Raw genomic sequence first — 19,428 nt, 5'->3', positions numbered from 1 at the left:
ATTATGATAAATAAAAAGAAGCTTTACAAAGGATAAATAACAGTTTTAAATAGGACAATAAATTCAATGTACGTAAATAAATTAAGGTTTAACCTATGTCACAAAATAGACGAGACTTTTTAAAAACAATTGCAGTTATTGGGGCAAGTGGAACAGCGCTTTCTACTGTAACTCCAAAAAAAATTAAGGCTGCACCGGAAAATATTATAAGTAACGAAAGAAAAGGTGTACTTGTTGATACAACAGTTTGCATCGGATGCAGAAAATGCGAATGGGCATGTAAAGGTGCTCATGATATTGAACAAGGAAATTATGAAGATTACCAAAATGACAAATCTTTTGAAACTAACAGAAGACCTTCTGCAAAAAGTTTGACCGTTGTAAATCAATATTTTACTGAAGAAACTCCGGCAACAATAAAATTACAGTGCATGCATTGCGATCATCCAGCTTGCGTTTCGGCATGTATTGTTGGAGCATTTACCAAAGTTGAAAATGGCTCAGTAATTTGGGATACGAATAAATGTATTGGTTGCAGATATTGTATGGTTGCTTGCCCATTTCAAGTTCCTTCTTTTGAATATGAAAAAGCTCTCGATCCTAAAATTGCGAAATGTGATTTTTGTTATGAAAGAACAAAAGTCGGCAAACTTCCGGCTTGTATTGAAATTTGTCCGGTTGAAGCAATGACTTACGGAAAAAGAGAAGATTTAATATTAGAAGCCAAGAGAAGAATTAAAAATTATCCAGATAGATATTATGATCACATTTTTGGCGAATACGAAGTTGGCGGAACATCTTGGTTATATATTGCGCAAAAAGATTTAGTTAGTTCTGTATTTCCAAAATTAGGAAATAATCCGGCACCCGGAGTTTCAGAATCAATTCAACATGGATTGTTTGCATATTTTGTTCCGCCAATTGCAGTTTACGCTTTACTTGGTGGAATTATGTGGTTAAGTAAAGATAGAGAAACTAAAAAGGAGAATAAATAATGAGTCATTTACATTTACCAACTCCTATTAGTAAAAAGTTTTTCACACCGGGAGTTATTGTATTATCGGTTATAGCATTAAACGGAATAATTTTTCTGCTCGGAAGATTTTTCTTCGGAATTGGATCTGTAACAAATTTAAATGATCAATTTCCTTGGGGAATTTGGATTGGTTTAGATGTTGCAGCCGGTGTAGCTTTAGCCGCCGGTGGATTTACAACTGCAGCTCTTGGTCACATAATGCATAGAGATAAATATGAAACGGTTATTCGTCCAGCTTTATTAACCGCAATGTTGGGCTATACTTTTGTTGCAACCGGAGTTTTTGTAGATATTGGAAGATGGTATTATATCTGGCATCCTTTGGTAATGTGGAACGGAAATTCCGCATTATTTGAAGTTGGTATTTGTGTTATGATTTATGTTTCGGTTTTGTATATAGAATTCCTTCCGATAGTTACCGAAAGATTTATTGACAAAGTTAATCTTCCCGGATTTTTAAGCAGATTTAATAAAATTATTGATCGATTATTACGAGCTCTTGATAGAGGACTTAGTAAAACAATGTTTGTATTTATAATTGCCGGAGTTGTACTTTCATGTCTGCATCAATCTTCATTGGGAACTTTAATGATTATTGCCGGACCCAAAATGCATCCTTTGTGGCAAACTCCTATTCTTCCTTTGCTATTTTTATTGAGCGCATTTTCTGTAGGATTTCCAATGGTAATTGCGGAATCGTTAAGTGCATCAAGATCATTTGGATTAAAACCGGAAACTGAAGTTTTGTCAAGTTTATCAAAATTTATTGCTCCATTATTAGGAATTTATTTGATTGGAAAACTTGGCGATATGGTTATCAGAGAAACATTTGTTTACTTAGCAGAAATAAATTCAATCAGTATAATGTTTGGAATAGAAATTATAATTGGAGTAATAGTTCCGTTAAGAATGTTTTTATCACCCGAAGTTAGAAAATCACCAACCGGATTATTCATCGCATCAATGCTTGTAATTTTCGGTGTTGTAATGAATAGATTTAACAATTTCGTAACTGCATATAATCCGCCTTACGCTGTTGAATCATACTTTCCGTCATTTGGTGAAATTTCTGTAACGCTTGGATTTGTAGCAATTGAAATTTTGATGTATAGACTTTTTGTTATGATATTTCCGGTAATAAGTATTCCTTCAACAAAAGCAAATATTAAAACAAAATATGCTATCCGCGGAGTTGCAAAATGAAAATAATTAAATTATATATTTTTCTATTCATCGTTTCCTCAACTACATTTGGACAAATCACAAATTTAAAAACACATGCCCAAATGGATGTTGATTGCAAAAAATGTCATATTTGCGATACTCCGACAAAAGCAAATCCATGCTTAATTGCTTGCCCACGAAATAAATCAGATATAATCAGACATTCTCCTGATGAGGGACCAAATGAAATATATCTCGCAGAAATTAAAGTCGAAAAAGATTTATATAAACCGGTAAAATTTTCGCACAAGTTACATTCTGAAATGTCACTTATGTCCGGCGGTTGCGTTTCTTGCCATCATTTTAATCCACCCGGAAAAATTGTTAAATGTGTAACTTGTCACGAACCCGAAAGAAGCAGAACAAACTTAAGTACACCGGATTTGAAAGCTGCACTTCACCGCCAATGCATCGGTTGTCATTCCACGTGGGAAGAAAAGACAGAATGTAAAAGTTGCCATTTATTAAATACAGAAAAAAAATCTGATTCAAAAAAAGTAAAAAGTGCAGAAAATGTTCATCCTAAAATTACAATTCCCGCAAAAATTGTTTATGAAACAAAAGCCAAAGAAGGAAAATTTGTAACTTATTTCCATAATGATCATTCTTCGCTTTTCGGATTAGAATGCAATGCTTGTCATACTCAAGAAAGTTGTGCAAATTGCCATAATAAAAAAGAAAAATTTGTTGCTGATAAAAAAGCCGATAAACATTCAAGATGTTCAAGCTGTCACAAAACAGATAATCAAAAAACTTGCAATCAATGTCATCAAAATTCAGAAGCCAAACCTTTCGATCATAAATTAAAAACTGGTTTTGCTGTAACCGGATATCATAACATTTCCGATTGCAGTCAATGCCACAAAGAAAAAAATAAATTCACTGGATTAAAACAAGCATGTGTTTATTGCCATAAAAATAATGATGGAGTTTTTGATCATAATATTACCGGATTAAAATTAGATGATATTCACATTGAATTTTATTGCGAAAATTGTCACGCAAAAAATAATTATACAGCAAAACCAACTTGCGATGAATGTCACGATGATGTAAGTTATCCAGATGATTTACCTGGAGAAAAAATAAAATGAAAGTATTTCTATTTAATAAAATTGGAATGCGATTAATATTAGCTGTTTCAGTAACTGTAATTTTAATATTGGCAACATTTGCATATTTCAGTATTACTTCACAATCAGATAGTTTAATATCTGAAGTTGAAAGACATGCAAATCAGTTAAGTGAAACAATTAGACACAGTACTCGTTTTGATATGCTCTCAAATAGAAGAGATCACATTCACAATATTATTAATAGAATTGGCGAAGAAAAAAGTATCAGAAATATTAGAGTGTTGAATAAAGAAGGTGAAATAATTTATTCTACCGAAGAAAAAGAAATTGGCGATATGGTTGATAAAAATGCTGAAAGTTGTTATGCATGCCATGCAAAAAATGAACCTCTTCAAAAATTATCAATTAAAGAAAGAACAAGAATTTTTAGAGTTGATCCGGATTCCTCTAGAGTTTTGGGAATTATTAATCCAATCTATAATGAAAAAAGCTGCTGGGAAGCTGAATGTCATGCGCATCCGGAAGATAAAATTGTTTTAGGAGTTTTAGATATTTCCGTTTCACTTTATGAAGTAGATCATTTAACACAAAATAGCACAATGAATGTAATTCTATTTGCAATTATTGCAACACTAATTTTGGCAACAATTGTAAGAATATTGGTTAAGAATTTAATTCAGAAACCGGTAAGAAATTTAGTTGAAGCTACAAATTATGTTGCAGTCGGAAATTTTAATTATAGAATTGCCTCAAAAAGAAAAGATGAACTGGGACGACTTGCAAACTCGTTTGATAATATGACAAAGAAAATTTCTGAAATGAGAATGCAGCTTTTTCAATCTGATAAAATGGCTTCAATCGGTAAACTTGCAGCCGGTGTTGCTCACGAAATAAACAATCCTTTAACCGGAGTTTTAACTTATAGCAGTTTTCTTTTAAATCGAGTTAAAGATAATCCCGAATTAAAAGCTGATCTTGAAGTTATTGTTCGCGAGACAAAAAGAAGCAGAGAAATTGTAAAAGGTTTGTTGGATTTTTCGCGACAATCAACTCCAAAAAGAGGAAAGGTTGAAATTAATTCAGTTATAGAAAATGCACTAAGTATTGTTGTTAATCAACTTAAAATTAATCACATCGAATTAAAAAAAGATTACGATTCAAAAATACCTGAAATCTCCGGAGATTCTAACCAAATACAACAAGTAATTCTTAACCTAATTGTAAATGCTATTGATGCAGTAGGAAGTAAAGGCGGAATAATTTCTATCAAAACAAGTATAATAAAGCTTTCTCCTTACGGAATAACTCAAATAAGAAAAGCTTTATGTCCAAAAGGACATGATCTTATTGATGAAGAACATAAAATAAACGGAAGACCATCAATAAAATTAAAAGCAAAATCCGGAAACAATGAGGGATTTATTCATCTTGATCCAATTTACGGAAATCATAATCATCATTACGGAATTCAGTTTAACAGAAATGAAACAGTAAAATTATTTTGTCCCGAATGCGGCATATCACTTTTGGATGAAACTGAATTTGGTCCTAATTGTGAAGCACCAATTTACAAATTGATGGTTCCCGAACAAGGTACTTTAAAAGGCTGCACCAAATACGGATGCAATTGGCAAAAGTGGGATTTTGTTGATGAAAGCGGCGATCACAATTTTGTGGAAATAATTATTTCCGATACCGGATGCGGAATTGATAAAAATGATATGGATAAAATTTTTGATCCTTTCTTTTCAACAAAAGGACAAAAAGGAACCGGTCTTGGGCTTTCTGTTATTTGGGGAATTGTGGATAATCATAGAGGAAAAATTTCTGTTGATAGTGAAGTGGGAAAAGGAACAACATTTAAAATTCATTTACCGGAAGTATAATGGATAATCCAAAAGATATTTTAATTATAGATGACGAAAAAGTAATTCTTGATGCGATTCAAAAAATTGCAAGTTTAGAAAATCTTACTTCTGATGCTTGCCTTGATGTTGATGAAGCTTTAGAAAAATTAGAAACTAAATCTTACCGACTTATTATTAGTGATATTATGATGCCCGGAAAAGATGGTTTTCAACTTTTACAAATATTAAATCAAAAAAGAATTGCAACGCCGGTTATAATTACAACCGGTTATTCTACTTTAGAAAATGCTGTAAAAGTTTTATACGATGGAGCAATTGGATTTATACCCAAACCATTTACAATTGAAGAGTTAATAAGTTTAATTTCGCGTGGCTTATTATACCAGAAACTTTTTAAAGACAAATTCAAATTGAGCAAAACATCCAATAACGAGTTAATTGCATACGTTCCTTGTCCAACAAAATATTACAGACTTGGTCACGATAGCTGGCTATGTTATTCATCAGAAGGGACTATAAAAATAGGCGTAACTGATTTATTTCTTAAATCAATTAATTCAGTTCAATCTCTTGATTTAATGAAATTAGGAGATTCAATTTACCAAGGCGGAGTTTGCGCCAAAATTGTTGACAGCAAAGAACTTCTTCACCAATTACTTTCGCCGGTTAGCGGAAAAATTATTGAAGTAAATAATCAAATATTTGAAATAAAAAATTTATTAGAGAAAGATCCATACTTTAACGGATGGTTGTATAGAATTATTCCAAATAATATAGATGCTGAACTATCAAATTTAACGCCATGTAGTTCAGATTTTTAAAGAATTAAATATAAACAGGAGATAAAAATGGCACTCTTTATTTTAGCCGTAATAATTTTTGTAATTGCAGATATTCTAATTCGTTTTATTATAAAACGAGTACAAGAAAAGAAAATAAAAATAGAAAGAGAAAATGTTCTAAAGGTAAGTTTAAATTTGGATTTCTCTAAAGAAGCTAAAACTTTAAAGAGAGCTGAAGTGGATAATCCAAAAGCAAAGATTCTTTGTGTTGATGATGAAGAAATTATTTTATCAAGTTTTAGAAAAATTCTTGTGCTTGATGGATACGCCGTTGATACTGTAGAAACTGGACAAGAAGCTCTTCACTTAGTTCAAATAAATCACTATGATTTTGTTTTTACAGATTTGAAAATGCCATCTATGGATGGAGTTGATGTTGCAAAAGGTGTAAAACATTTAAGACCAGATATTGATGTTGTAATTATTACCGGTTATGCAACTGTTGAAAGCGCAGTTGAAGTAATGAAATTCGGTGCAATGGATTATGTACAAAAACCATTTACAGAAGATGAACTTTTAGAATTTGTAAAAAAATCTTTAATCAAGAGATTAGATAGAATTAAAAAAACACTTCGTCCACAAGTTCATATTTCTCATTTAACCGGAAGTGAATATTTTAATTCGGGAGAATTTGCAATTCCCGGCGGAGTATTTATTTCAAAAAATCATTGCTGGCTTGCAATAGATCAAGATGGAAAAGCTAAAGTTGGAATTGATGATTTCGCAAAAAAAATAATCGGTAAAATTGATGATGTAAATTTTCCAAATCTCGGAATGAAAATTAATGCTAATCAGCCATTGTTCAGCATTAAGCAAGGTAATAGAAAAGTTAGTTTTAATTCTCCCGTTACCGGAAGTGTTACGCAAATCAATAATACACTAAAAGATAATATGGATTCGTTAGAAGTTTCATCATACGAAAATAATTGGATATGCTCGATTGATGCAGATAATTTGGATAGTGAAATTAGAAATCTTCAAATTGGAAATTCTGCAGTTGCTTTGTATCAAGAAGATATTGAAAAGTATATGGAAGAAATTTCTAAATTAAATACCGATTCGGAAGAGAAAAAAGAAACAATCTTTAAAGGTGAAATTGCAGAATTAAATGATTTTGATTACGATAAAATAGTTAAGAAATTTTTTACAGCTTAAAAGTAAGTCCAGTTGACAAAATGGATTAATCTTAATAACTTGTTTTAGAGTTAGCTATTCTTTTACATTTATAAAGATTATAATCCATTTTGTAACTAACTGGGTTACTTTGTGATAATCGCACTACTATTATTAACATCTTCTTTTATCTTTTCTCAGTCTTCTGAAGATTGTTTGGACTGCCACAGTGATAAAGATTTATCGATAAAAAAAAAATCAAAAATTATTTCATTATATGTTGATAAATCAATATTAGAAAAATCAATTCATCCAATTCTTGAATGTATTGATTGTCATATTGATTTTGATCCCGAAAACATTCCTCACAAAGAAGGTTTAAACATTGCCAAAGTTGAATGTTCAAACTGCCACAAAGAAATTGTTGATCAATATGAAAAAAGTTTACATGGACAAGCTTTAATAAAGGGAAAATACTTAGCTCCCAATTGCGTAACATGTCATAGTAAGCATAATATCTTAAGCAGCAAAAATCCTAAATCAAAAACATATAAAATGAATATTCCGCAGCTTTGCGGTGATTGCCATAAAGACGGCACAAAGGTTTCCGAACTAAAAAATATTGATCAAAAGAGTATTCTGGAAAATTATTCGGAATCAATACATGGAGACGGATTATTTAAACGAGGTTTAATTGTAACTGCAGTTTGTAATGATTGCCATTCTTCACATAATATTCTTCCACATCAAGATCCAAATTCATCCATTAACAGAAATAACATTGCAAATACTTGCAGTAATTGTCATGCGCAGATTGAAGCTGTTCATGTAAAAGTTATTGAAGGAAAATTATGGGAAACTGAACCAAACAAAATTCCGGCTTGTATTGATTGCCACCAGCCGCATTCGGTAAGAAGAGTTATTTATGATGAAAAATACACAGATAATTATTGCATGTCATGCCATATTAAAAATGATTTAACCAAAGTTGAAAACGGAAAACAAATTTCTCTTTTTGTTAATTATGATAAATTTAAAAATTCTGCTCACAAAGAAAGTTCTTGTATAAAATGTCATACTAATATTAATGTTGCAAATAATCCGGTTTGTTTAGAAAGTGGAAAGGTTGATTGTTCAGCTTGCCATGCTGAGCAAGTTAGTGATTTTCAAATAAGTTATCACGGACAGCTTTTTGCAAAGAAAAATGAAGATGCGCCATATTGCACGGATTGCCATGAAAAACATGAAACAAAAGTTAAATCTGATCCTCAGTCAATGACTTTCAGAAAAAACATTCCCGAGCTTTGTGCAAAATGCCATAGAGAAGGAGAAAAAGCCGCAAAGCGATATAAAGGTGATCAGAAAAAAATTGTTGAAAGTTATGAAATGAGTATTCACGGAAAAGGTTTGATGGAAAGCGGTTTAACAGTTACAGCTATTTGTACAGATTGCCATACAAGTCATAAAGAACTTCCATCATCTGATCCGCGCTCATCAATAAATGAAGCTAATATTGTTAAAACATGTTCGCAATGCCATTACGGAATTTATGAATTATTTCAGGAAAGTGTTCATAGTAAATCCATAACCAAAACTAATAAAAAACTTCCCACTTGTTTTGATTGCCATAAATCTCACTCAATAGAAAGAGTTGAGAGAAGTGATTTTAGACAAGGAATAATTGATCAATGCGGAAAATGTCATGAGGAAGTTACAAAAACATATTTTGATACTTTTCACGGAAAAGTTTCTAAGCTTGGTGAAGTTGGTGCAGCAAAATGTTATGATTGCCATGGTTCACATAATATTCTTCCGCCCGATAATCCGAAATCAACTTTAAGCAGAGCAAATGTAGTTGAAACTTGCAAAACTTGTCATCCAAATTCTAACCATAAATTTGTTGGATATTTAACTCACGCAACTCATCATGATTCTGAAAAATATCCGTTTTTATTTTATACATTTTGGGCAATGACAATTTTATTAGTTTCCACATTTACATTTTTTGGTTTACATACTTTACTTTGGATTCCACGCGCATTGAAGGAAAAAAAGCTGAAAAAAAATAATCACTAAATAATTTTCCAAATTTAATTTTGAGAATAAATTTTGAGCACCGAAATCAAAAAAGAAAAATATGTTCAACGATTTCCTCCAATTTTAAGATTTACTCATTTACTTATAATTGTTAGTTTTATTTCTCTTGCAATTACCGGAATGATAATAAAATTTGCAGATGTTGGAATTTTTCAAACATTGTCTTCCCTTCTTGGAGGTTATCAAGTTACCGGTTTTATTCATCGTTTGGGCGCAACTGTAACTTTTGCCTACTTTGGAATTCATATTTATTTTCTATTCAAAAAAAGTAAAATTAAATCTTTCCGTTATTTACTTTCCGGCGAAAATTCAATGATGTTTAATAAACGTGATTTGAAAGAATTTATCGCAACAATAAAATGGTTTATTGGAAAAGGACCAAGACCGGAATATGGAAGATGGACGTATTGGGAAAAGTTTGATTATTTTGCAGTGTTTTGGGGCGTTGCTGTAATTGGAATTAGCGGTCTAATTTTATGGTTTCCCGAGTTTTTTACAAGCTTGGGAATTCCCGGATGGTTTATAAATGTTGCAACAATAATTCATTCCGATGAAGCTCTGCTTGCGGTAGGATTTATTTTTACTGTTCATTTTTTTAATACGCATTTCAGACCAGATAAATTTCCAATTGATACAACAATTTTTACCGGAAGTATGTCAATAGAAGAATTTAAGGAAGACAGACCGAGACAATATTATGAAATGATTGCAAATTCGGAATTAGAAAAACATTTGGTTGAACCGCCGCAGGAATGGCTTATAAAAGCTTCAAAAATATTTGGTTACACAGCATTAATTATTGGATTTTCTATAATTATAATGATTATTTATGCGATGATTTTTCTATACAAATAAATTTAATTTTTACCAATTCAGTTTCGAACATCTATTAACTTTCAAGTTTGACAAAGAGAGATTTTCTGGATATTTTAGAAAAGGATATTATAATCTTTTTAACTCAAAAAAGTCCAAAACTTTATCAATTCACAAAAATAAGTTACGAGATGAAATCATATATAATTTTGTTTATTTTTTATTTTTCACAACTACTTTTTTCTCAAACCAATTCTGATTGTATTGATTGTCACAGCGATAAAGATCTAACAGGATTTAGAAATAATAAAGAAGTTTCTTTATTTGTTGATGAAAAAAACTTCAATATTTCTGCGCATAAAAATGTTTCTTGCATCGAGTGCCATAAGGGATTTGACGCATATGATATTCCGCATAAAGAAGGAAAAAATATTTATAAAGTTGATTGCGCAAATTGTCACAGCAAAATTTCTGATCAAACAAAAAATGATATTCATCATAGACTAACGATTGAAAGTAAGGATAAAAAAATTCCGACTTGCCTTACTTGCCATTCTTATCATAATGCAAAACCAATAAATACAATTTCTGATAAAACAAAATATTTTTGTTCTGATTGCCACACCGATGGAAAAAGTGCTGAAAGTTTTCATAATAAAGTTTTTGTTAGTAATGTAGCTTGTGCAGAATGTCATCAAGATATAGAAAAGCAAACTCTTGCATTAGAAAAATCCGTACATAAAAATATTTCTTGCGCAGATTGTCACACATTTGCAGTCGCAAATTTGCAAGATCATGAAGCTGATTTAGATATGGCAAAATCTGCTTCTTGCGAAACTTGTCACAAAAATATTGCTGAAGAACATTCTCAAAGCATTCATGGAATAAAATTAGCTGAAGGAATAAGTGAAGCCGCAAACTGCAGTAGTTGTCATGGAGCTCATGATATTCAAAAAGTTGATGATGAAAAAAGTAAAGTACATCCTAAAAATTTGGCAATAACTTGCGGCAAATGCCATGATGATCCAAAATTTGAAGAAAAATTTAAAATGAGTGTTGTTCGCCCGGGAAGAATGTATTCTTTATCAGTTCACGGAAAACATGTAAAAGCCGGTGAAAAAGATGCAGCAAACTGCTCAACTTGCCACGGTGTTCATGATATAAAAAATAGAGTGCAGGAAGGTTCAAAAATTTCTACTCTAAATCTTCCGAATACTTGCGAAAATTGCCATGAAAAAGAAGTTAAAGAATATAAAAATTCTGTTCATTGGTTTAGAGTTCAGCGTGGAATTAAAGATGCACCGGTTTGTAATGATTGTCACAATGAACACAATATTGAGGAAATTAGCTCGGAAGGAAGAGAAGCAAATAGATTATTAATGCAGCAAGAAACTTGTATTGGATGCCATGAAGGTTCTCGTGTTGCTAAAAAATATGGGAAAGAAGGAAATCAAGTTGAAGAATATTTAAATAGTTACCACGGATTAGCAGCTATTAGAGGTGATAAAGATGCTGCTTTGTGTATTGATTGCCACAATGTTCATAGCATTTTACCAAGCAGTAATCCCCAAGCTTCAACAAATCCAGATAATGTTACAAAAACTTGTCAAAAATGTCATACCGATGCAACAGAAATTTTTAGCAAAAGTTATTCACATAAAACAGAATCAGAAAGTGCAAGATCAATAGAAAGTTTTGTAAGCAATATTTATTTCTGGTTAATAATTGCAGTTATTGGAGGAATGTTTGTTCATAACCTTCTAATATTTTTATATGAAACAAGAAAAAAACGTAGAAAGGAAAAAAATGCAATTCGTATGCCCCGCTTTACAAGAAACGAAGTAGTTCAACATATTTTGTTAGCTACCTCTTTTATTGTTTTAGCAATTACCGGATTTGCATTAAAATATCCAAATAGTTTTTGGGCGGAAGGACTTCATACATTAGGAATGAGTGAAACAGTAAGACAATATACTCACAGAGTTTCGGCTGTTTTAATGATTGTTTTGAGTTTATATCATGTATTTTATTTGACATTTACAGCACGTGGTAGAGATGTATTTAAAGAACTTCTTCCAACTTTTAAAGATATAACTGATTTAAGAGATAATATAACTTACTATTTAAGATTATCAAAAAAACATCCTGAATTCAACCAGTATGATTATGCAGAAAAAGCTGAATATTGGGCTTTGATTTGGGGAACTTTTGTTATGGCAATTACCGGATTACTTTTATGGTTTCCAACAATGGTTGGCGATTGGGCACCGGTTTGGTTAATTAAAGTAAGTGAAATAATCCATTTTATGGAAGCAATTCTTGCATCGCTTGCAATTATAGTTTGGCATTGGTTCTTTGTAATTTACAGACCTTCGGAATACCCAATGAGTTTTGCATGGACAGACGGGAAAATGACTTTGGAACATTATCGTCATCATCATGAAAATCATTTTAAGAGAATTGTATTAGAGTGGTTTGAATTTAACTATGAAAAACATCCACGAAAGAAATTAACTAACTACACTAAACTTTTCAAAGAAACTCTTGAAAAGAATGATTATGATTTAGAAAATATTATTCAAGGTGAATTAAATAAAGACCTGGAACTTAGATTGTGGTATGAAGAAGAAACAGAAAAAATTATGAAACAATTAGCATAACTGATAATTTATTGGGCAACAAAAAAAGGCATCAAAAATTAGATGCCTTTTTAATTTTAAACTTTACTTACAATTATTTTGTACGAGCTTTTTCCAAAGCTTTAGCAACTGCCAAATCTAAAGCAACAGTAGCAAAAGTAGCATCAGTAACAACATCAACATCTAAATTTTGTTTCTCAATAACTTGAGTTGTAACTTTATTCTTGGCTTCAGTTACAGAAGCGCCGTATTTTTTGTGATCAACACTTTGATTGTATTTTACAACATTTATTTTTTCAATTTTTGAGTCAGAAACAGTAACTTCCACTTCAATCATTCCATCATGTTCTTTATCACTTCTTCCCATTGCTGTAGCTTTGTAAGTTCCGGGTGTATATTTTGGAGCAGCAGCTTGAGCTAATGCTTTTGCAACTGCTAAACTAATTGCATTTGTTGCCATTGTTGCATCAGTAATTGCGTCTGTTTCCAAGGATTGTTTTTCCAAAATTTGAGCTGGAATTTTTGTTTGTGCTTCAGTTACTAAAGCACCATATTTTTTATGATCAACACTTTGGTGATAAGTTAACACTTTTATATTTTCAATTTTGGACTCAGAAACAGTAACTTCAACTTCAACAAGCCCATCATGTTCATTATCCGCTCTTCCAATTGCTGAACCTTTATATGTTCCCGGAGTATATTGAGCAAGCAAATTTCCAGCAACAAAAAATAACATTATTGAAATGTTCATTAAAAAAGATTTTTTCATTTTTTCCTCATTTTATTTTAAGTAGTAAAAACATAATAATTTTAAAAGAATATTCAAATTAGAATATTTCAATTAATTTGCAATTTATTGATCAAAAAATTAATCAAAATTTTACTAATTTATAATCATAAAATTCTTTTATTTTTCTTAGGATATTGTTATCTTTTTTACATAAATTATATGTCAAAGTTCCATATTTTTTTGAACTTTTTAGAAAAATAAAATTAAGTACAGAATATCTGAATAATTCTGAATTTACAAATAATTGTTGAACATTATTTACCAGTAAAGAAAATAGAGAATTAAATGAAATTAAAAACACTATTCTATTTTGCTTTTTCATTGCTCATTTTTACTGAATGTTTGTTAGCACAAAATATTAATGGAAAAATTTCTTCCTCGCTATATGCATTTGAAAGAGCTCAAACAATCGATAATAGTGATATGTTCCTTAGAGGATATGAGACTTTAATCCTCAATATTAATGAAGGAAATTATTCACTTAAATCCCGTTTAAATTTCGAGACAAATTTTGGTGATGCTCTCGAAAACGATCCCAAATTAAGATTTTACAATTTATACTTTGAAGCAAGAAAATTGTTTGATGTTGCAACTTTAAAATTGGGAAGACAACCAATATTTAATCAAGTTGCGGGCGGACTTTTTGACGGAGCTAATCTAAAAGTTGATGTTAGTGATTTTACTTTAAGCGGTTATTGGGGCGGAAATGTTCCGGCTTACCAAAAGTTAGAATTTTCCGAAGATTTAAAAAACAATAATATTTTTGGCGGTGAAGTTACTTATAAAGGTTTAGATAATACAAAAATTTCACTTTCTTATGTAGATAAAAATTTCAAACCATTAGATTACGAAGCTCAAAGATTAGATATAAATTTAAATCCAATTACAATACTGATCGAAAACAAATCTAATCAATTCCGATATGGCTCTGCAGCTATTGCTTATTTTGGATTACTTGATGTTAATGCAAGAGTAAATTATGATTTCAACTTTATGGAATTATCTAAAGCAGAATTAAGCGGAAGATATTCTGCTACAGAAGATCTTGGTCTAAATCTTTATTATAATTATCGTGCCCCTCAAATAAGATACAATTCAATATTTGCAGTTTTCGATTTTGGTAATACAAGTGAAATTGAAGCCGGTGCTGATTATAAAATAAATTCCGATTTTACGGTTTACGGAAAGTTCGGAAATGTAGAATATAAAGATGATAATTCTCAAAGATTTACACTTGGAGTAAATTCAAATTACGGCGGTTTAAGTTACCGACAGACTTTAGGTTATGCCGGAGAATTAAGTTCAATTTCAGCTTATTCAGCAAGAACATTTTTAGATGGATTTTTAACCCCTTCAATCGGTTTGGCATATACAAATTATAAACTTTCTGAAGGTGACGAAGCTAATAATATTATTTCAGCTTTAGCCGGCGTGAATGTTAGACCTTGGCAAACTCTTTCTTTTGATTTGCAAGGACAATTTTCTGATAATAAAATTTACAAAAATGATTTAAGATTGTTTTTCAAAATAAACTATTGGTTCAATACAAATTTAGACTTATTATGAAACTAAAATACGTTTATACAATTGTGGGATTGGCTTCAATCCTTTACTTTGGTTTTACAAATTTTACAACTTCAGAAGAAGTTAAAACCAGAAATCAATCAATAATTATATTTTCGCACAGTGCTCATGATGGCAATGCTGAATGTGCTGATTGCCACACGAATGTTGCGGAAAGTAGTAATTTGGGGAAAAGTTTGCTTCCTACAAAAGCAGAGTGTGCAGCTTGTCACGATGTTGAAGATGAAGAAAATTGTAAAATGTGTCACTATGATGGAGTTTTCGAAACTTTGGGTCCAAAGACTTCTGAATTATTATTCAATCACAAATTTCATTTGGAAAATCAATCAATGAAATGCGAGGATTGCCATGTTGGAATTATGGAAGTTAATTATAGTTTTGAAAGTGCCGGTGCAAATCCATCAATGGAAAAATGTTTTGCTTGTCATAATGATATTTCAGTTGCAACAAACAATTGTGAACAATGTCATATTTCTACAGTTAATTTAATTCCGGAAAATCATCAGCAAGTTGGCTTTTTCAAAAATCACAAATTCAATAATGATAATTGCGAAATGTGTCATAGCCAAGAAACATTCTGCGAAGATTGCCATGTTGCAACAATCGGAATTGAAGAAACAAATTTAAACAATGATTTTTATACACCTTATTCTCCTCATAAATATGTCGATGGAACAAAGCAGCAAGTAATTACTCGAGTTCATGATTTGAATTTTAGATTTACACACGGAATTGATGCAAAAGGAAAAACTGATAATTGCCAAACTTGTCATCAAACAGAAACATTTTGTGCAGAATGTCATACTTCGGAAGACGGTGATTTTGCAATGGGCGGAATAATGCCTTTATCGCATACTTCACCAAATTTTGTTACGGGATTAACTCCGGGTTCAGAGCATGCAATTCTTGCAAAAAGAGATATTGAAAGATGTGCTTCTTGCCATGATACACAAGGCGCAGATCCAAATTGTATAATTTGTCATTCAGATCCGGACGGAGTAAAAGGTACAAATCCAAAAACTCATCCATCAAGTTTTATGAGTGATACTGAAGGAGATTGGCATTCAGACGGCGCTTCATTATGTTACGATTGTCATTCAAATACAAATATTGCCGGTGTTGGCTTCTGTGGATATTGCCACGGAGCAGATGAAGATTAAATAAATTCACATTATTGGTAAAAAAATGAAACAAAAAATTTTATCTATATTTCTAATTGGCTTAATTTCATTAGCTTTTTTTAATTGCAGTGAAGTTCAAGACGAAATTACTCAAACTCCAATTTTAGAAGGTGTTCATCCGGAAGGTTTTGGAAAATTGGGTTCTGATGATTTTCATAGTTTTAAACTTCAATCAACCAATTGGGATTTAGTTCAATGTCAAAAATGTCACGGAGCTGATTATTCCGGCGGAACAGTAAACGAAAGTTGTCTCGATTGCCACTCAAGCAGTGCCGGACCGGAAGCTTGTAATACTTGTCATGGTGTTTTTGCAGATGATACAAAAATTGCACCTCCGACTGATATTTCAAATAATTATGAAACATCAAGCAAAGGTGTTGGTGCACATTCATCTCACGTTTACGAAAGTGATTTAAGCAACGGATATTCTTGTTTCACTTGTCATCCTTCAAATGTTGGAAACGGCGATTTTGTTAAAGCTCATATAGATGGATTGCCCGCTGAAATGTCAATTTCCGGATATAGCTTTTCAAACTTAACTTGCGAAAATAATTATTGCCACGGAAATTTTGAATTCAAGAAAACTGATGTTGATCCGGATTTTGCATTTATTTATAAAGCAGATGTAATAACCGGTGAGAATTTTACTCCTAAATGGAATCGAGTTGATGGAACTCAAGCTGCGTGCGGAACTTGTCATCTTCTTCCGCCAAGAGGACATTTATTAGAAGGAACTGATCCGGAAGCAGAAACTTGTGCAAGTAATAATTGTCATCCTTCGGCTTTTAACGAAGATGGAACTTTAAACAAATTTACTCATGCAAACGGTGAAAAGAATTTAAATTAAAATCCGTATAAAAATAATTTTTGAAAAGGCATTCAATTGGATGCCTTTTTTGTTATATAACATTTTAAAAATAACTTTTGGCAAATATTTTTCACAAAATAAATTCATAAGAATTGAGTAATTTTACTCACTCAATAAGTTCATTTGTAATTTTATCAATTTTGAAAATAATAAAGTATGATAGATTCTGTTCATTCATTAAATATAATTCTCCCCATTTTTTATTCCTTAACTTTTGGAATTTATCTTTATAATTTTATAAAAGATGATAGTAAAGTTCACAACGCAAAAAGAATATTTTTATTCATTACGCTTTTACTTCATTTACTTTATTTAATTTTACGAACAATTGAATTTAATCATCCGCCGATTACAAATAAGTTTGAGATTTTTACGGTGCTGGCATTTTGTTTAGGGTTTTCATATTTCTTGTTGGAATTGCTTACGGATATTAGAGGAACCGGATCTTTCATAATTTTATTTTCACTAATCTTCCAATTAATTTCTTCAATTTTTATTCAAGACTTAATTGAAGTAAAAGAAGTATTGCGCAACAGATTACTTGGAATTCATGTTGTTAGCGCATTAGGCGGATATGCGGGTTTTACAATTGCAGCCGTTCATGGATTATTATTTTTTCTGCTTTATAAAGAAATTAAATTCAATAGATATGGTTTGATCTTTAAAAGACTTCCAAGTTTGGAAATTCTTGAGAAATTAAATTTTTATTCTGTACTTATAGGATTTATTCTTCTTACAATATCAATCTTAATTGGATTTATTTGGCTGCCAATTGCGTTCCCAAAAATTAGTTATGTTGATCCAAAATTAATTTCAGTAAGTATTGTATGGCTTGTGTTTGGAATTGGAATTCTCACAAAATTAATTGCAAAATGGTATGGTAAAAAAGTTATATTATTTTCATTAATTGGTTTTGTGATTGCAATACTTTCACTTTTGGCTTCAAACGTATTTGCCCAAACTTTTCATTCGTTTTATTAATATTTTTTTAAGTTTTATTTTGTTATGAATTTGATTGGTATTTCAATAAATCATAGAACTTCTACTATTGAACAACGAGAAGCTGTTCATTTAAGTTTAGAAGAACAACAAAAATTTATTTCGTTACTTAAAAACAAATTGTTAAAGGAAGGATTTGTTTTATCCACTTGTAACAGAACGGAAATTTTTGGAATTCCGATAAATCATCAAATTCATCAAAACTTACTTTTCGCAGAATTAATAAATTTTAAAAATGTTGATAATTTAGAATTCGGAAACATAGAAAGTTATGATACTGAAAATGCGTTAAGACATATTGCTCACGTAGCTTCCGGAATTGATTCACTAATCATTGGCGATAGTCAAATTTTAAGTCAATGCAAAGAAAGTTTCAGACTTTCCGTTGATGAAAATTTTTCCAATACAACAACTCGTAAAATTTTTGATGTTGCCGTAAGAATTGGAAAACGTGCAATTAAGGAAACTTTAATTTCGCAAGGAGCTGTAACCGTAAGTTATGCGGCAATTCAAGTAATAGAAAAAATATTTGCAAATCTTGATAAGAAAGAAGCATTAATAATTGGCGCCGGCGAAACAAGCGAATTAGCCGCAATTCATTTAAATAGTAGAAATATTGGAAAAATTACAATTACAAACAGAACAGAAGAAAAAGCCGGAAAGTTAGCAAAAAAAGTTTCCGGTTCAACTATTTTATTTGAAGAATTTAAAAATCATCTTCACAAATTTGATATAATTATTAGCGCAACAAGTTCAAAAGATTTTATTGTTTCATACAATGATATTAAATCTGCAATTTCAAAACGTAAAGGAACGCCTATATTCATAATGGATATTGCAATTCCACGAGATATAGATCCAAAAGTAAAAAATATTGATAACGTATTTTACAATGATATTGATTCGCTGAATATTATTGTTGATCAAAATTTGCAAAAACGAAAACACGAAATTCCGAAAGTTCAAAATATAATTAATGAAGAAATTGAAGGATTCTACAGCTGGTATAATACTTTGGGAATTGTGCCAACAATAAAATCTTTGCGTTCTTTTTTTGAATCGATTGAATTTGATGAGCTGAACAAAATTAAAAATAAAGTTTCTGATGAAGATTTTATTAAATTGGAAGAAATGACAAAAAGATTAGTGGGAAGAATTTTACACAATCCGACAAAAAAATTACGCGAACTTGCAGAAAATAATGATGATCTTGATAAAACAAATATTCATACAAGCACTTTAAAATTTTTATTTGATTTGGATAACATTTCAGAAAATGGAAATAAGGAATAAAATAA

General features: G+C 30.9%; 15 protein-coding genes. 14 read left to right on the top strand and 1 reads right to left on the bottom strand.

Features of this window, described 5'->3' with window-relative positions; all coding sequences use genetic code 11:
- The first annotated feature begins 95 nt into the window (after positions 1 to 95).
- The 9 genes from IPH62_10360 (at position 96) to IPH62_10320 (ending at position 12,729) form a co-directional block, all read left to right on the top strand.
- Positions 96 to 995, top strand: coding sequence for a 4Fe-4S dicluster domain-containing protein (locus tag IPH62_10360; protein ID MBK7105674.1), 900 nt, complete (start codon positions 96 to 98; stop codon positions 993 to 995).
- Complete coding sequence (gene hybB / locus IPH62_10355) at positions 995 to 2,239, top strand: Ni/Fe-hydrogenase cytochrome b subunit (GenBank protein MBK7105673.1); 1,245 nt, start codon at positions 995 to 997, stop codon at positions 2,237 to 2,239. The genes IPH62_10360 and hybB overlap by 1 nt, the downstream gene beginning before the upstream one ends.
- Positions 2,236 to 3,354 carry a cytochrome c3 family protein gene (locus tag IPH62_10350; protein MBK7105672.1) on the top strand — a complete coding sequence of 373 codons (1,119 nt, stop codon included), beginning with the start codon at positions 2,236 to 2,238 and terminating at the stop codon, positions 3,352 to 3,354. The genes hybB and IPH62_10350 overlap by 4 nt, the downstream gene beginning before the upstream one ends.
- A gap of 26 nt (positions 3,355 to 3,380) precedes the next feature.
- Positions 3,381 to 5,222, top strand: coding sequence for a HAMP domain-containing protein (locus IPH62_10345; GenBank protein MBK7105671.1), 1,842 nt, complete (start codon positions 3,381 to 3,383; stop codon positions 5,220 to 5,222).
- The gene (locus tag IPH62_10340; GenBank protein ID MBK7105670.1) at positions 5,222 to 6,025 is read left to right on the top strand and encodes a response regulator; all 804 of its coding nucleotides are present in this window, start codon (positions 5,222 to 5,224) and stop codon (positions 6,023 to 6,025) included. The genes IPH62_10345 and IPH62_10340 overlap by 1 nt, the downstream gene beginning before the upstream one ends.
- Before the next feature lie 27 nt (positions 6,026 to 6,052).
- Positions 6,053 to 7,201 carry a response regulator gene (locus IPH62_10335; protein ID MBK7105669.1) on the top strand — a complete coding sequence of 383 codons (1,149 nt, stop codon included), beginning with the start codon at positions 6,053 to 6,055 and terminating at the stop codon, positions 7,199 to 7,201.
- Between the two features lie 111 nt (positions 7,202 to 7,312).
- Positions 7,313 to 9,235: a hypothetical protein gene (locus tag IPH62_10330; protein ID MBK7105668.1), complete on the top strand. Its 1,923-nt coding sequence runs from the start codon at positions 7,313 to 7,315 to the stop codon at positions 9,233 to 9,235.
- A 33-nt stretch (positions 9,236 to 9,268) separates the two neighbouring features.
- The gene (locus IPH62_10325) at positions 9,269 to 10,111 is read left to right on the top strand and encodes a cytochrome b/b6 domain-containing protein (GenBank protein ID MBK7105667.1); all 843 of its coding nucleotides are present in this window, start codon (positions 9,269 to 9,271) and stop codon (positions 10,109 to 10,111) included.
- A gap of 149 nt (positions 10,112 to 10,260) precedes the next feature.
- A complete protein-coding gene (locus IPH62_10320; GenBank protein ID MBK7105666.1) occupies positions 10,261 to 12,729 on the top strand; it encodes a cytochrome b/b6 domain-containing protein in 2,469 nt (822 codons plus the stop codon).
- Between the two features lie 73 nt (positions 12,730 to 12,802).
- Here IPH62_10320 and IPH62_10315 read toward each other — a convergent pair whose 3' ends face one another.
- On the bottom strand, positions 12,803 to 13,477 hold the full coding sequence (locus tag IPH62_10315; GenBank protein ID MBK7105665.1) for an FMN-binding protein: 675 nt from the start codon (positions 13,475 to 13,477) through the stop codon (positions 12,803 to 12,805).
- A gap of 306 nt (positions 13,478 to 13,783) precedes the next feature.
- Here IPH62_10315 and IPH62_10310 point away from each other — a divergent pair, with 306 nt between their 5' ends.
- The 5 genes from IPH62_10310 to IPH62_10290 all read left to right on the top strand — a co-directional run bounded on the left by IPH62_10310 (position 13,784) and on the right by IPH62_10290 (position 19,423).
- Complete coding sequence (locus IPH62_10310; GenBank protein MBK7105664.1) at positions 13,784 to 15,064, top strand: hypothetical protein; 1,281 nt, start codon at positions 13,784 to 13,786, stop codon at positions 15,062 to 15,064.
- Positions 15,061 to 16,242, top strand: a complete 1,182-nt coding sequence (locus tag IPH62_10305) for a cytochrome c3 family protein (protein MBK7105663.1) — start codon at positions 15,061 to 15,063, stop codon at positions 16,240 to 16,242. The genes IPH62_10310 and IPH62_10305 overlap by 4 nt, the downstream gene beginning before the upstream one ends.
- 25 nt (positions 16,243 to 16,267) lie before the next feature.
- Positions 16,268 to 17,110: a hypothetical protein gene (locus IPH62_10300; GenBank protein MBK7105662.1), complete on the top strand. Its 843-nt coding sequence runs from the start codon at positions 16,268 to 16,270 to the stop codon at positions 17,108 to 17,110.
- A 177-nt stretch (positions 17,111 to 17,287) separates the two neighbouring features.
- Entirely contained in the window at positions 17,288 to 18,112 is an 825-nt protein-coding gene (gene ccsA / locus IPH62_10295) for a cytochrome c biogenesis protein CcsA (GenBank protein MBK7105661.1), read from the top strand.
- Positions 18,113 to 18,136: 24 nt separating this feature from the next.
- Complete coding sequence (locus IPH62_10290; GenBank protein MBK7105660.1) at positions 18,137 to 19,423, top strand: glutamyl-tRNA reductase; 1,287 nt, start codon at positions 18,137 to 18,139, stop codon at positions 19,421 to 19,423.
- Positions 19,424 to 19,428 lie beyond the last annotated feature (5 nt).

This window comes from Ignavibacteriota bacterium (genome assembly GCA_016708125.1).
Classification (GTDB): Bacteria; Bacteroidota; Ignavibacteria; order Ignavibacteriales; family Melioribacteraceae.
This window is presented reverse-complemented; position numbering and strand designations above follow the sequence as displayed.

Coding starts and splice junctions, on each gene's coding strand:
- IPH62_10360 (MBK7105674.1), top strand. CDS start 96: ATGTCACAAAATAGACGAGACTTTTTAAAAACAATTGCAGTTATTGGG.
- hybB (MBK7105673.1), top strand. CDS start 995: ATGAGTCATTTACATTTACCAACTCCTATTAGTAAAAAGTTTTTCACA.
- IPH62_10350 (MBK7105672.1), top strand. CDS start 2,236: ATGAAAATAATTAAATTATATATTTTTCTATTCATCGTTTCCTCAACT.
- IPH62_10345 (MBK7105671.1), top strand. CDS start 3,381: ATGCGATTAATATTAGCTGTTTCAGTAACTGTAATTTTAATATTGGCA.
- IPH62_10340 (MBK7105670.1), top strand. CDS start 5,222: ATGGATAATCCAAAAGATATTTTAATTATAGATGACGAAAAAGTAATT.
- IPH62_10335 (MBK7105669.1), top strand. CDS start 6,053: ATGGCACTCTTTATTTTAGCCGTAATAATTTTTGTAATTGCAGATATT.
- IPH62_10320 (MBK7105666.1), top strand. CDS start 10,261: ATGAAATCATATATAATTTTGTTTATTTTTTATTTTTCACAACTACTT.
- IPH62_10315 (MBK7105665.1), bottom strand. CDS start 13,477: ATGAAAAAATCTTTTTTAATGAACATTTCAATAATGTTATTTTTTGTT.
- IPH62_10310 (MBK7105664.1), top strand. CDS start 13,784: ATGAAATTAAAAACACTATTCTATTTTGCTTTTTCATTGCTCATTTTT.
- IPH62_10305 (MBK7105663.1), top strand. CDS start 15,061: ATGAAACTAAAATACGTTTATACAATTGTGGGATTGGCTTCAATCCTT.
- IPH62_10300 (MBK7105662.1), top strand. CDS start 16,268: ATGAAACAAAAAATTTTATCTATATTTCTAATTGGCTTAATTTCATTA.
- ccsA (MBK7105661.1), top strand. CDS start 17,288: ATGATAGATTCTGTTCATTCATTAAATATAATTCTCCCCATTTTTTAT.
- IPH62_10290 (MBK7105660.1), top strand. CDS start 18,137: ATGAATTTGATTGGTATTTCAATAAATCATAGAACTTCTACTATTGAA.